Origin of the sequence: Flaviflexus salsibiostraticola, assembly GCF_003952265.1 — a bacterium.
Lineage (GTDB): Bacteria > Actinomycetota > Actinomycetes > Actinomycetales > Actinomycetaceae > Flaviflexus > Flaviflexus salsibiostraticola.
Genome location: NZ_CP034438.1, coordinates 436,929 through 451,321 on the forward strand (window position 1 = coordinate 436,929; position 14,393 = coordinate 451,321).

Genomic DNA, 14,393 nt, shown 5'->3' on the forward strand with positions numbered 1-14,393 from the left:
GCTCTCGCCTATACAGCCGACTGGTCGACTGTCAGACTGTGCTCGAGGGGGAGATGGACATGACCAATGAGCACGAGACTCCAGGGACAAAGAGCAGGCCGATCTGCGTCTACGACGGCAACTGTGGCATCTGTACGAAGATGGCCCGCTGGGCGAGCAGGCGATCGCCTGCCGAGTTCACCGATCACGCCGATCTCAGCCACCGCGGCGTGGATGACTCGGAGTACGAGAAGTATCTGATCTTCGCGGGGGAGACAGTCGAGCGAGGGCATCGTGCCGTCGGTGCGGTTTTCAAGACAATGCCGTGGCCATGGAAGGCTGCAGGGTATGTCATCAACTTCAGGCTGCTGACGCCCGTCGCGCGGGAGGCCTATCGCTTAGTTGCGAGCAATCGTCGGCGTATCCCGCTGTGGATCATCCCCGGCTGATCCTGTTAAAGTGCAACTTGCTGCCCTGGATTACGAGGATAGTAGCGTCCGCCCAGTTATTTGTTCTAACAACGCGGGTGCGCGCGGAGACCGTCGGCATGTCGTCAAGTGTGAAAACGGCGCGCTAGTTTATTTCAGGGACGGTATGTCGCGTTCACTCGACTGTTGAGCTCGCGCATTCCTGCACAACGCTCGCAGGCGTGTTCCGCCATTGTTTATCTTCGGGACGTGGTGTCACCCATGGTACGCGCGGTTCTCCGAAATGACGGAGGGATGATCAGCGGGCGCTTGCGCCGCGCGCGTGACGCAACTGGCGTAAGACGTTCCATCAAACGTTACGCTGGCATCGAAGGAGTGTGGAATGAGAGTCAAAAGAATACTAACGAACAACTTCGCCGGCCTTGGGAGCATAGATCTGAAAGATCTCCACACTCGTCACGAGATTTTCGTCGGTGGTCGAAATGGGGTCGGGAAGAGCCAGCTCTTACTCGCAATAGCGTTAGCCTCTCGCCCGGAGGTATTTTCTACTGAACTTCATAAATACATTCGGTTCGCTGGAAGCCAGATGTCGATCGAGGTGCACTTTCATCTATCCGAATTCGAAAGGGAAGCGTTTACAGAGGTTGTTCGCGAGATGAATCATCCGACGTTGTTCTCGGGAAATGAGTTGCGCTGTCGATTGAAGGTCTCTTCCGTCGACTACACAGAATGGACGGTCGAGGACGACTCGGGAAACCCGATTCCTGGTCAATTCATGTCCAATCATATCGCTAGGACCAAACTACCGTTCATGGAGGTCACCTACCTGCCTGCGGACCGGATGGTCGAACGTTCTCCAGAGCTGACTTTGAGCTTGTCGAGCCTCTCCAGGGAAAAGACCCGGAGCTTGGGGCAACAAACCATCGCACAACAGATAGCTGACTGGAGCCAAATCCACAACTTTGACGTCTTCTCCAGTCTCGCCGCGCTTCACTACGCTGGTTTGTTGACTTCCAGAGCCAGCGGAGAACCATCCAGTTACGAAGCTGACTTTAAGGAGATCGCGGATGCGTTTGAGCGCGCGACAGGAAAGCGGCTACACGAACCTTCCCTTCAAAGAGACGGCGGGATTGCTCTGGAAGTCGAAGTACCGGGCGGAGGGCGGCATCGCGTAAATACACTTTCCGCGGGAGAGCTGATCGCACTTCAAATACTCCAGTTCGTCAAGACGCACTTCGAGACGGGATCAATACTCCTCATCGATGAGCCTGAACAGCACCTGCATCCAAGCCTTCAGGTTGAGATTGCGACTGCCATTCGGAGCGAAGTAGGGGCAGGCCAGTTATGGATGGTTACGCATAGTCCTAATATCCTCGGCACGATTCCTGGTAAAGACGTACTGGTACTTGCTCGGAGTGAAGCGACAGGGTCGGCAAATGTCACTTTTGCTGACACCGAAGAATCGCGCCTCCAGATGTTTGAGGACATTGGTGTATCCCCAGGCCTATGGGTTCCTGGAAATTTTATCGCCGTTGTCGAGGGCCCTACCGATGAGAAGTGGTTGCGCCTTCTGCTACCTGAGCAGTTCGCTTCCGCATTCTTCGTAGTGGCTGGAAGCAGCGCGAGTGTAGCGTCGATTGCGAACAAGTTCGAGAATACGGCGAATGTTCCCATAGTTTTTATACGGGATCGCGATCGTAAGTCGTTGCGCTACGTTACCGAATGGAATAGTTCGCCTGCGCGATTCATGTGGACAGGGTACGCGTTAGAGAGTCTTTTCTTAGATGGGAAATGGATACACCAGACCTTTAGCCACATTGACCTCGATATTTCGGCTGCCGAGGTGGATGAGACGTTGGAGTTGTGCTTTGAAGAACAGTACGACGATGCGAAAAGACTGTGGCTGCAAGAAAAAACCGTTCGCCACATCGAATCAAATGATGACCACAAAGTTCCGATCCGCGACTATTTTGAGAATGCAGCTCGAGTAGCGTCGAAGAGATTGGAATTTTTGACAGATGCCAACCTTCATGCGCTTGAGAGTGAGTTTGAGGAGGAATGGAAATCTGACCGACTCGCGTACATAGACCCCAAGCGGGCTCTTGGACAGTTCAGCTCCCGATGCAAGGTCATGCGAACAAAAGATCTCTTAATGAGGGCGATGATAGGAGCCCTTAAGGCCGATGTTGTCACCAGCCCGTCCGATCTGGCCAGGCTGTCCAGCAAGCTCGCCAATTTGTCAGGTTGAGATCCTAGCTTGATTCGCCGAACCCGCCGGTTCTCTTACCTCCACCTAAACTGAAGGCTGTCCAAGTTCAGTGCGAAATGCCGAACTTCTCGTGCAGACGGACTAAGGGCTTAGGTGCCCACCAGTTCCAGCGGCCGAGCAGTGTCATCGTGGCGGGCACGAGGAGCATGCGGACGAGCGTGGCATCGATCGCGACGATGATTGCGAGTGTGACGCCTGCCTGGGTGACGATGACGAGCTCTCCGAACACGAAGCCGATGAAGACGGCGATGATGATGGCGGCTGCCGAGGTGATGATCCGACCCGACCGCTGCAGGCCTCGTTCGACGGACTCATCATTCGAGTAGCCGGCGTCCCAGTACTCCTTGATGCGGGCCAAGAGAAAGACCTCGTAGTCCATGGCGAGGCCGAAGCCGAAGGCGAGTCCAATGGCGATGACATAGGACTCCAGACCATCTGCTTGAGGGAGTCCGAAGAAGCCGTTCTCGAAGATCCACACCGCCAGGCCGAGAGAGGCCAGCAGTGACAGGCCGTTGAGGAGGATGGCTTTGAGCGGAACCATGAGGGAGCCTGTCATGAGGAACAGGAGCACGAAGATTGTAATGACGATGATCGCGCCGGCGGCGGGAGCACCATCTGCCAGCGATCGGCTGAAGTCGATCTGCATGGCGGCGCTGCCGCCCACCCAGGTCTCGAACTCGGCATCGACGGCCCGGATGTCATCGACGTAGCCCTCGACCTCGACAGACAGCGCATCCTCCACCGGCAGGTCGACGCCGATCATCGCTGTTCCATCGACCGCACCATCGGAGACGCTGATCGCCGCCTCGGGGAACATGGTCTTCAGCTCCGCGACGTACGCGGAGTCAGCCACTGTCGTGGGTACCTCATCGGCGAGGATCTGGATCTCCGGGGTCCTGAAAGCAGGGTATTCCTCGTTGAGAACGGCGATCGCCGCACCTGAGGGGGAGCTCTTCGGGACGTACTCATCGATGGAGGACCTCATGTGGAGGTTGCCGAGCGGCAGAGCCATGACAATGAGGATCGCTGCGACAAGGATGAGGATCGGCCAGGGACGGTTGTGGACGAACCTGGCGAGCCTGGAGAAGAAACCATGGTCAGTCGAGGCATCGCCGAACCCGCCGGTCACCTTCCGCAGGACGGGAATCCTCGAGAGCACCGAGGGCCTGAGAAGCTTGACCCCGAAGGCCCGGACCAGTGCCGGTACGAGTGTGAGCGCTGCAAGGACGGCGAGGAGCACGGTGAAGATGCCGCCGATGGCGATCATGTTGAGGATCTGCGCCTCCATGACAAGCAGCGAGCCGATCGAGATGGCGATGATGACGGCAGAGAAGAACACGGTCCGGCCCGCTGTCGCCACGGTTGTGGTCAGTGCCTGGTCCATCGCGCCTTTGAGGGCCTTTCTCTGCTCTGGGCTCAGGGCCTTCGGTATGTCGGCACCGTCGCTCCTGTACCCAATAGTCGGCAGAAGCCGTTGGATCTCCTCCCGGTACCGGGACACAACAAGGAGGCCGTAGTCGATCGAGAGGCCAAGCCCGATGAGGGAGATGATGTTGAGGATGAAGGAGTCGACTGTCGTCACGTAGGAGAGGACCCAGAGCACGCCCATGCCGACAGCGATCGTCGAGATCGCCCCGACCAGCGGCAGGCCCGCGGCCAGCAGGCCGCCGAAGACGATGACCATGAGGAAGAGAGCGATCGGCAGGCCGATCGCCTCGCCGATGATGAGGTCGTCCTGGACCTGGGCCATGATGTCGTCCGTGATGAGCTGGACGGACTGGATGTAGGCATCGACATTTGAGTCGATGGTCTGCAGATCGGAAGTCGTCGCATCGAGCAGGGCGATAACCTCGGCATCGACAGCCTTGTTCTCCGCATCGGACAGATCCTCATCGAGGGTGATGATGACGATGTGGCCATCGCCCTCGGTGGACATGAAGCTGCTCGGGCTGATGGCGCCGGGCTCGAGCTCGTCGCCCGACCCGGCGATGAGTCGCTCGAGCTCCGCATCGATCTGCGTGTTGACCTGCTCGATCGCCGCCTCCTTCTCGGCATCGAGCTGGGCCTGAGCGGCAGCTGCTGCCGCTGAGTCTGCCTGGGCCAGTGCGTCTATCTCGGCCTGCGGCATCTCAAAGCCCGCGACCACCTCGGCGACGGCGGCCTGGCGGTTCTTCTCGACTTCGGCACGGATCTCGCCGACCACGGCGGGGTAGGAGATGACAGATCCGACGCCATCGGTGGCCTCGAGCTCAGCCGACAGGTCGAGGATCGTGTCGGTCGCATCCGTTCCCGCCGCCATCTGATCCTCCGGGATGCCGTCGAGGAGGTAGAGGATCCTCTCGCCGCCGGCCTGGCTCTCGTCGAAGACGACGGCTGATTCGCTGCCGGGAATGACGGGGTTGCCTGTCTCCATGGACTCGAAAAGAGTCCTGCCCCCGAAGCCGGTCAGGGCAGATGCCACTGCTAGGACAATGAGCAGGACCCATGTACCGATAGTGACAAGGGGTCGCCGGGAGATCGCAGAACCGAGTTTCGCAAACACACTCAAATTCTCTACCTCCCGGTGAGAGAGGGGAACATTCTTAAGCAATCTCACCCCCTCTCTGCTGGCCGCATACAACAACCCAGCCTGCGAAGTCGGCTCCAGCGCACACACATGGACCAGATATGTCCAATGAACTGGTCTCACCACAAAGGAGCCCCTCGGGTTAATCTGGACAACAAGCGCCAGTCACTGGTGATGATCGCTGAGAAGGATTCATGGTGGAAACACAGGTCGGAGCCCCGGACGAGTCCGCTCCACGCAGGAAGATGTCGACTGCTCGGAAGACACTGATCTTCCTCGTTGTCGCCGCTCTCGTCTTCATCGCGGGAGTCGCCGGATTCGGTTGGTGGATGCAGAGTCGCCTGGACGGGATGATCGACAGGATCGATGATCCGTTTGCCGCCATTCCCTCGCGGCCCGAAGTGCCGGCACAGGTTGATGAGCAGGATCAGCAGCCGGTCAACATTCTTGTGCTCGGCTCCGACTCGAGGATCTCGGCGGGAGACCCCTCCCAATGGCAGATCGGCGCCCAGCGGACCGATGCCATCATGCTCGTCCATATCGATGGCGACCGGGAGGGCATCACGCTGACGTCGATCCCGCGCGACACGTGGGTCACGATTCCGGGATGGGGGCAGAACAAGATCAACGCCGCTTTCTCCTTCGGAGGCCCGCCCCTCATGATTCAGGCTGTTGAGGACCTCACCGATGTGCGGATCGACCACTTCGTTGTCACCGACTTCGATTCGTTCTCAACAATGACCGATGCACTCGGGGGAGTGACCATCACCCTGAGCAAGCCCCTCCAGGTCGGCTCAGAGACACTCGCCCCCGGAGAGCAGCGGCTCTCAGGTGATGAGGCCCTTGTCTATGTCCGCCAGCGCTACGAGCTGAGCGGCGGAGACTTCTCCCGCGTGCAGCGCCAACAGAATTGGATGCGGTCGATCATGCGGGAGGTCTTCGAGCAGGACATCCTCGGCGATATGGGGAAGCTGACCGACTTCGTGGAAACCGTGGCCCAGTCCGTCACGGTGGATGAAGGCTTCTCCATCGGGGAAATGAGAAACCTGCTGTTCTCGGCCCGCAATGTCAGACCGGGCGACGTCAACTTCCTCACCATGCCGCACAACGGAGTCGGCCGCTCAGACAATGGCCAGTCGATCGTCATCTTCGACGAGGTCAACGGCACCGCCCTCTTCGATGCGATGAAGAACGATGTCGTGGGGGAGTACCTGGCCGAGAATCCCGATGTCGTCACCCGCCTACCAGCGAACCCGGAGTAGGCCAGGGAGACTGGAAAGCGACAACCGCGAGCGTGGGTTGAGATGTCAGTGCGATCTCGCGTCCGCGCCGCAGCTACGTATCGATCATGATGTGCGACAGATTTCCCCGTCACGAACTTTGCACTCGAGCAGTGACTCTCTGGCGCGGAGAGTGTGCAAACGCCACATCTGCCGTGCTCAACGCATTGTTACGGCGTTTTCCTGTCCCACATTGTGGAGAACAGAGAATGCGTCTCGCCACGTTTCGGTGCTCATTTTATTTCCGATAGGCGCGTTCTGCGCTGCTGAATGAAGCATCTGGAAATCGCTGAAACCTTGATAATTCAACCTAAACGACGCGTTTAGATTGCGGCGCACATCGATTGACCCGGGTTTACGATGGGGTGTGCATGGAGGTGCATGGTCCGACTCATAGTAATTTCTTGTTGAGTTTCGTCCGAACCTGGGTTTAGCCTGAAAGCCGTGTCCGAAGATGGTCGTAGACGTGAGAGGTGATCAGTGCGTAGAGCACCGTTGAACGAGCGGCTCCATGAGCTGCCGCTACGACTGAAGGTTTCTATCCTCCTGGGAGTTGACGCGCTCGCCTGGTTGCTGGCGCTCCTCACAGTGACAACGCTCCGGTATGACTTCGGACTGAGCGATCCCCAGTGGGCGTGGGCAGTGAGCTTCACGATCCTCGCGATCGGTATCCACACGTCGAGCTTTGTATTCGCGAATTACCTCAGGGGTCGTAATCGCGTTGCAAGCTTCGATGAGGTCGTCGGGGTCGCCGCAACCACGCTTTTCATCGTGTTCCCCGTCGGTCTCCTGCTCTCGGCCTTCATCACCGACTTCCCCCGCGCCCTGCCTATCGTTATGCCTCCCCTCGCCCTCATCTTCATGGGAGCCTTCCGCGGAGTGTACCGACTTTTCGTCCAGCGCTCGCACATGAATAAGGCTGTCGCTGAGGCGGCAGTGCCTGTCCTCATCTACGGCGCCGGCGAAGCCGGCCGCCAGGTCGCTAAGCTCGTCGATCACGCAGCAGAGCCGCCCTACCGGATACTCGGCTTCGTCGACGACAGCCGCGGCAAGCAGATGCTGAGGGTCAGGGACTACCGGGTGCTCGGCACAGGCGATGACCTCATCGACCTCGCAGAGCGCCTGGGTGCAAAGACCGTCATCCTCGCCATCAGCAAGGCGCCCGCGAAGCTGGTCCAGCACGTCTCGCGCGAATGCACGTCGCACGGCCTCGACCTTGTCGTCATCCCGACTGTGCGGGAGATGATCGGTGGCCGTGTCAGCCTCGATCGGCTGCGCCAGTTCAACGTTGCTGACCTCCTGGGCCGGCGGCCCATCGAGACCGATGTTCGGTCGATCGCGGACTACGTCATGGGCAAGCGCGTTCTCATCACCGGCGCCGGCGGCTCTATCGGCTCCGAGCTTGCCCGCCAGCTTCACCGCCTGGGTCCCGAGAAGCTCGTCCTGCTCGATCGTGACGAGTCCGAGCTCCACGCTGTGCGCCTGTCGATCGACGGCGATGGCCTTCTCGACAGCGATGACATCGTCCTCTGCGACATCCGCGAGCCTGACGCCCTGGAGGCGATCTTCGACCACCACCGGCCCGAGGTCGTCTTCCATGCAGCCGCCCTCAAGCACCTGCCGATGCTCGAGCGGTACCCGCTCGAGGGATGGAAGACCAACACTCTCGGCACCCGCAACGTCCTTGCTGCCGCCCGGAAGTCCGGGGTCGAGCACTTCGTCAACATCTCCACCGACAAGGCAGCGGATGCCACGAGCGTCCTCGGCATCACTAAGCGATTCGCTGAGCGACTGACGTCGTGGCACGCGGTGGATGGCGGGCTCACGTACCTCTCCGTCCGCTTCGGCAACGTCCTCGGCTCGCGAGGCTCCGTGCTCTACACGTTCAGGGCACAGATCGAGCGCGGGGGACCGGTGACAGTCACCGACCCAGACGTCACCCGCTTCTTCATGACCATCCCCGAAGCCTGCGAGCTCGTCCTCCAGGCCGGCGCGATCGGCAACCCCGGTGATGTGCTTGTCCTCGACATGGGGGAGCCGGTCAAGATCGTCGATGTCGCCGAGAGGCTCATCGCCGAATCAGGCAAGGACATACAGATCAACTACACGGGGCTGAGGGCAGGGGAGAAGCTCCACGAGGTTCTCTTCAGTTCGTCGGAGGACAGCCAACCCAGTGGGCATCCGCTCATCTCCACGGTGAGGGTCCCGAGCCTTGCTCCCACGAACATTCCGGAGCTGCCCGAGACTCGGCAACAGGTGCTCGATCTGCTCGAAGCTGAAGAGGAATCGTCTCTCGAACTTCACGAAGTAACGAAATCCGGTACCGATGGCTAGTATGCACTGGCTGCCTGCCGTTATCGGTGGCCTTGTAGCGATGATTTCGCCGATTGCATTCCGCCCACTCCTGAGGCGCCTTCAGATTGTCGATATCCCCAATGAACGCTCCTCGCATGAGAAACCGACCCTACGAGGGGGAGGGCTCAGCACCGCGGCTGGACTCGTCATTGGTGTAGTGGTGGCTGCCGCAGTCATGGACGCCGATGTCGATCGAGATCTCATTCTCCTTATTGGAGCTGCTGGCATGAGCGCGGGAGTTTTGGGTTTTGTCGAGGATGTCCGTGGAGTCTCTGTCCAATGGCGGGCCGCCATACAAGTAACCATCGGCGTCGCTATGGCTATCGTTCTTGTTCAATTGATCGACGCTCCGCTTCTCTGGATCCCAATTATTGGATTTGCATTCGTGGCCTATGTCAACGCGACCAACTTCATGGATGGCATCAATGGCATTTCCGGACTTCACGGTTTTGTAGTCGGCACGGCATTTGCAGCCCTGGGGACACTAAACGACTCGAGTTCGCTACTTGTTTCGGGCACGCTCTTGGCGTGTGTCAGCGCTGCTTTCTTACCGTGGAATTTCAGTCTAGGAGGGATGTTCCTTGGAGACGTCGGCAGCTACTTGCTTGGCGGGACCATCATTACAATGGCAGCAGTTGCCGTCCTGGAAGGCCTTCCTGTGCTGGCCGTGCTATCTCCCCTGAGCATTTACTTGGCAGACACCGGTGCAACTTTGGTCAAGAGAGTTCGACGAGGAGAGCGCTGGTATGCTGCCCACCGATCCCATGTCTACCAGCAGCTCTCCTCTTCAGGGTTGTCGCACCTCTCCTCGGCGTTAACCGTCGCCCTGTTCACCGCGATCAATATCGCGCTAGGGCTCTCGACAGTCATTGGTTTGTCACCGTTCATCGCGTCGGGTCTCATGATTGCCGTCGCCATGTTGTATCTCCATCTTCCGCGTGTCCTGCGGCAATCGTTGATCGGAGGTCATTGATATGCGCATTGCTGTGACCGGTGCGAGCGGTTTCGTCGGACGGCATGTCGTCAATGCACTCTCTGAGTCCCATGAACTCGTGGCGCTATCTCGCTCTCCCGTCGATCTCCCGATCGGCGCGGAGAACCGTGTTGTTCCGTCAATCGATTCGCAAACCGATTGGTCCGGCTTGCTGGACGACGTCGATGTTGTTCTCCACCTGGCGGCTCGAGTTCATGTCATGACTGAAACATCAGAAGATCCACTCGAGGAATTTCGCGAGGTCAATGCCAGAGGCACCGAGCGGTTAGCCCATGCATGCGTGCAACAGGGTGTCAAACGCCTCGTATTCGTGAGCTCTATCAAGGTGAATGGTGAGAGATCGGAGGGCAGGCCCCTAACTTCAGAGGACCTTCCAACCCCAGTCGATCCGTATGGAATTTCAAAGTTCGAGGGCGAACAGGCGCTGAAGGCGCTCTCAGACACGCGCAATTTGGAGGTCGTCATCGTCAGACCACCTGTCGTTTATGGACCCGGCGTGAAGGGTAATATCGAACGGCTCGCCCGCCTCACGAAGGTCGGACTGCCGCTACCCTTCGGCTCGATACAGAATCGTAGAACCATGCTGTCAATCTCCAACATGGTCGAGTGGCTGACCGCCGCTATGGAGTCCGAACACGTGCCGCCGCGGCCTCTCTTAATCGGAGATCCCTCACCAATCTCGACGCGAGACCTTGTTAAATGGCTCGCAGAAGGACAAGGCCGACGCGTTCGTCAATTGCCGGTTCCGATTGAGATTATGAGATTCTTCGGAAGGCTGGCAGGGAAGCAAGACATGATTGATCGATTAATCGGCGACCTGGAGCTTCGGCCTGATTTTGAGCAGTTCCCCGGGGTTCTCGGAAAACTGGAAACCCCGCATGAAGGGGTGGTCAGAGTTGGCTGATCAATCTGAGTGCGATTCATCCATTAAGACCACGGATCGAGTTCGCTTGGTTTATGGCATCACGATCGGCAGAAGTGCGTACTCATTTCTTCGTGGACAACTCGAGTGGTTCAAGGAGCGGGGATACGATGTCACGCTCGTTACGAGTCCCGATGAATCCGCCAAGTCTGCTGCTGACCGTGAAGGTGTCTCGTTAACTTCAATCCCGATGGCCCGAGAGTTGTCACCTAAGTTGGATCTCGCTGCTCTAATTTCTTGGATTCGGGAACTGAGAAAACTGCAACCTCACATCGTAAATATCAGCACACCAAAGGCAGGGTTACTCGGTGGACTTGCCGCTTGGCTCCTTAGGGTACCCAAGCGTGTCTATGTCGTGAGAGGGCTCAGATTAGAAGGCGCGTCGGGTCTCAAGCGCATCATTCTATGGTGCGTTGAGTGGTCAACTCATCGACTGGCAACCGACGTGGTCTACGTCAGTCAATCCCTCGCGAAGGAGGGATCCGAACTGAGGCTTGTGCCCCCGAAAGGCGGCTGGGTGATTGGGCACGGCAGTAGCAACGGTGTATTTGCTGAGGCTGTTGCCGAGCGGGCAGCCACTATGGACGCTCCCTTGCTCGGTCAAGGTTTATCTATTCCCACAGGCGCGTTCGTCGTAGGCTTCGTCGGGCGGCTGAACCACGATAAGGGCGTTGACACGCTGATTCGAGCGCTCTCAAACCCCTATATCAACCCAAAGGTGCACCTGTTAGTGATTGGACCCGTTGAGGACTCCGTTCTTGTCGAGCAGCTAGCTTCCCTTTCGATTGGGGTCAGCACCGTTGGCTGGACTAACGATGTCTGGGGATACCTTTCAGTAGTCGACACTCTCGTCCTTCCTACTCGCAGAGAAGGATTTCCCAACGTCGTTTTGGAGGCCGCGTCAGCGGGAATTCCAGCGATTACTACGCGCGCTACAGGAGCCGTGGACTCTGTCATCGATGGAGAGACTGGCTACCTGATAGACGTCGACGATAGCGATGCGTTGACCGAAAGAATCAATCAGTTGGCTGCCAGACCGGAACTCGCTCAAGTACTCGGTGAAAACGCGGCAGAGAGGGCACGAAACGACTACAGGCCAGAAATCATCTGGCAAGGTCTGGCGGATATCCTCGAAGGAGTTGCTTCGTCCGAACATGCTGTTCGGATCCAGCACCAATCGGTTGGAAATGGAAGGTAATGAGAGTTTTAATCACTGGCGGGGCCGGCTTCATTGGGTCGAACCTTGCGAAGCACATCAATAAGCATGATGGAGCCACGGAAGTTCGAGTCATTGATGACCTCAGCACGGGCTACGAGGACAACTTGGACGGCACAAACGTGGAATTCATCCGCGCGAGCATTTTGGACTACAACGCGCTCGTGCACGCGGCAACGTGCGTCGACTCAATTGTCCACCTTGCCGCGATTCCCAGTGTGCCAAGGTCGATAGCGGACCCTGTCGCCTCCCACGCCGCGAATGCCACCGGAACTTTGAATGTTCTCGAAGCGGCGCGTCAAGCGCACGTGGGCCACGTAGTCGTCGCGTCCTCGAGCTCTGTCTACGGATCAAACCCCAATCTGCCAAAGAGCGAGTTCGATTGGACGCGCCCGATGAGTCCATACGCAGTGAGTAAGGCAGCCACTGAAGGATATGCGATTGCATATCAGTTCTCCTACGGACTAAAGACATTGGCCTTCAGATTCTTCAACGTCTTCGGGCCCGGGCAAGCAGCTGGCCATGCCTATGCGGCTGTAATCCCCAAATTTCTGGATGCCGCTCTTGATGGCAGAGCCGTCGAGGTCCACGGTGATGGCCTGCAGTCCCGCGACTTTACCTATGTCGAGACTGTTTGTGCGGTCATTTTCAGTGCGATCCAGAATCAGACTCACAGTCTGGACCCCGTTAACCTCGCATATGGCACCAACACCACCCTGCTGTCCTTGCTCGATGAAGTTGAATCCCAACTAGGGCGACAGATAGAGCGAATCCATACGGGGCCGAGAACCGGCGATGTACGTGCGTCGCAGGCAGATAATAGTCGCGTGCGGGAGCTGTTCCCACATGTACGGCCCGTTGACCTGACGGAAGGCCTAACAGCGACGATCAAGTGGTTTGAGCAGACAAAGAGAACGGCAGCAAACGCATGAATCTCAAAGACACCCGAATCGCCGTGATCGGACTCGGCTACGTCGGACTGCCGCTCGCCGTCGAGTTTGCCAAGAAGTTCCCAGTCATTGGGTATGACATTAAAAAGTCCCGCATCGCTGAGCTTCGTGAGGGGCGCGACAGTACTAGGGAAGTCGAAGCGGCGGAACTGGCAACTGCTCATCGACTCTCCTTTACTGACGACCCCGCAAACCTTGATGAAGCAAACGTCTTCATCGTCACCGCACCCACTCCGATCAATAAGAATAATCAGCCCGATTTGGGGCCTTTACTCGCGGCTTCTAAGACTGTAGGGCAGCATCTGAGCGAGGGCGACGTGGTGATTTTTGAATCTACTGTGTATCCGGGCGCTACTGAAGATGATTGCGTCCCTGTGCTTGAGCGGGAAAGCGGCCTGAAGTATAACGAGGGATTTTTTGTAGGTTACAGTCCGGAACGCATCAATCCCGGCGACAAGGTTCACCGTTTTAGCACGATTGTCAAGGTAACTTCCGGGTCTACCACGGCAGCCGCAGATTTCGTGGATGCCCTGTATTCCGCAGTGGTAAAGGCAGGCACGTACAAAGCTCGCTCGATCCGGGTGGCGGAGGCGGCCAAGGTAATCGAGAACACTCAGCGTGACGTCAACATCGCTTTGATAAACGAATTGGCGATCCTATTCAACCGGCTCGACCTCGACACTGAGGCCGTTCTCGACGCAGCAAGTTCGAAGTGGAATTTCCTTCCTTTCCGACCGGGTCTCGTTGGGGGACACTGTATCGGTGTCGATCCCTACTACTTAACTCACAAGGCGCAGGCCGTCGGATACCATCCTGAAATCATTCTCGCTGGTCGCCGTCTGAACGACTCGATGGGGTCTCATGTCTCCTCCCAATTAGTAAAAGCGATGTCGAGACGGGGAATTCGGATTCTTGACGCTCGCGTACTGATCCTGGGCCTCACGTTCAAGGAGAACACTCCGGACATCCGTAACACCCGCGTGGTCGATATTATCTCCGATCTTTCGTCGTACGGAGTTCGCGCAGAAGTCCATGATCCACTGGCGGATCCCGCTACAGCACGTCGGGATTGTGGTGTCACACTGATTGACGAACCGTCTCGCGGTTATTACGACGCGATCATATTGGCCGTTGCGCACCGTGAGTTCGTCGAGTTGGGAGCCGAAGAGATTCGGAAATTCGGCAAGGAAGGTTGCAGTATTCTCTATGACCTCAAGTGCGTTCTAAGTCGCGACTCCGTCGACCTTAGACTATGAGAGATGGAATCTACAGTGAGACGTCAGATCTGGAGCTAGGAGAGGCATGCTCACAGCAGTGACCTCCTATGGTCCGCAGAGTGGCAGTGCTCGGGTGCGAGTTTACGATTGGCTCGATCACTTGGGGATCAAAGCCGACCTCGTCAGCTACACGAGGATGCCGAACAACTCAGTAGGT

At 57.7% G+C, this 14,393-nt stretch carries 10 protein-coding genes; 9 read left to right on the forward strand and 1 reads right to left on the reverse strand.

Going from position 1 to position 14,393, the window contains the following annotated elements; all coding sequences use genetic code 11:
- Positions 1-59: 59 nt before the first annotated feature.
- Both EJO69_RS02070 and EJO69_RS02075 read left to right on the forward strand, forming a co-directional pair.
- The gene (locus EJO69_RS02070) at positions 60-428 is read left to right on the forward strand and encodes a thiol-disulfide oxidoreductase DCC family protein (protein ID WP_164519834.1); all 369 of its coding nucleotides are present in this window, start codon (positions 60-62) and stop codon (positions 426-428) included.
- Between the two features lie 361 nt (positions 429-789).
- Positions 790-2,655: an AAA family ATPase gene (locus tag EJO69_RS02075; RefSeq protein WP_126038577.1), complete on the forward strand. Its 1,866-nt coding sequence runs from the start codon at positions 790-792 to the stop codon at positions 2,653-2,655.
- Between the two features lie 67 nt (positions 2,656-2,722).
- Here the strand turns inward: EJO69_RS02075 and EJO69_RS02080 are convergent, their stop codons facing one another.
- Entirely contained in the window at positions 2,723-5,137 is a 2,415-nt protein-coding gene (locus EJO69_RS02080; RefSeq protein ID WP_126038580.1) for an MMPL family transporter, read from the reverse strand.
- Between the two features lie 299 nt (positions 5,138-5,436).
- Here EJO69_RS02080 and EJO69_RS02085 point away from each other — a divergent pair, with 299 nt between their 5' ends.
- The 7 genes from EJO69_RS02085 (at position 5,437) to EJO69_RS02115 (ending at position 14,215) form a co-directional block, all read left to right on the forward strand.
- Positions 5,437-6,504: an LCP family protein gene (locus EJO69_RS02085; RefSeq protein WP_126038583.1), complete on the forward strand. Its 1,068-nt coding sequence runs from the start codon at positions 5,437-5,439 to the stop codon at positions 6,502-6,504.
- A gap of 498 nt (positions 6,505-7,002) precedes the next feature.
- Positions 7,003-8,856, forward strand: a complete 1,854-nt coding sequence (locus EJO69_RS02090) for a polysaccharide biosynthesis protein (RefSeq protein ID WP_211331472.1) — start codon at positions 7,003-7,005, stop codon at positions 8,854-8,856.
- Position 8,857: 1 nt separating this feature from the next.
- Positions 8,858-9,850, forward strand: a complete 993-nt coding sequence (locus EJO69_RS02095) for an MraY family glycosyltransferase (RefSeq protein WP_164519835.1) — start codon at positions 8,858-8,860, stop codon at positions 9,848-9,850.
- Position 9,851: 1 nt separating this feature from the next.
- Complete coding sequence (locus EJO69_RS02100; RefSeq protein ID WP_126038589.1) at positions 9,852-10,775, forward strand: NAD-dependent epimerase/dehydratase family protein; 924 nt, start codon at positions 9,852-9,854, stop codon at positions 10,773-10,775.
- Complete coding sequence (locus EJO69_RS02105; RefSeq protein WP_126038592.1) at positions 10,750-11,991, forward strand: glycosyltransferase family 4 protein; 1,242 nt, start codon at positions 10,750-10,752, stop codon at positions 11,989-11,991. The genes EJO69_RS02100 and EJO69_RS02105 overlap by 26 nt, the downstream gene beginning before the upstream one ends.
- On the forward strand, positions 11,991-12,941 hold the full coding sequence (locus tag EJO69_RS02110; RefSeq protein WP_126038595.1) for an NAD-dependent epimerase/dehydratase family protein: 951 nt from the start codon (positions 11,991-11,993) through the stop codon (positions 12,939-12,941). The genes EJO69_RS02105 and EJO69_RS02110 overlap by 1 nt, the downstream gene beginning before the upstream one ends.
- Positions 12,938-14,215, forward strand: coding sequence for a nucleotide sugar dehydrogenase (locus tag EJO69_RS02115; protein WP_126038598.1), 1,278 nt, complete (start codon positions 12,938-12,940; stop codon positions 14,213-14,215). The genes EJO69_RS02110 and EJO69_RS02115 overlap by 4 nt, the downstream gene beginning before the upstream one ends.
- Positions 14,216-14,393 lie beyond the last annotated feature (178 nt).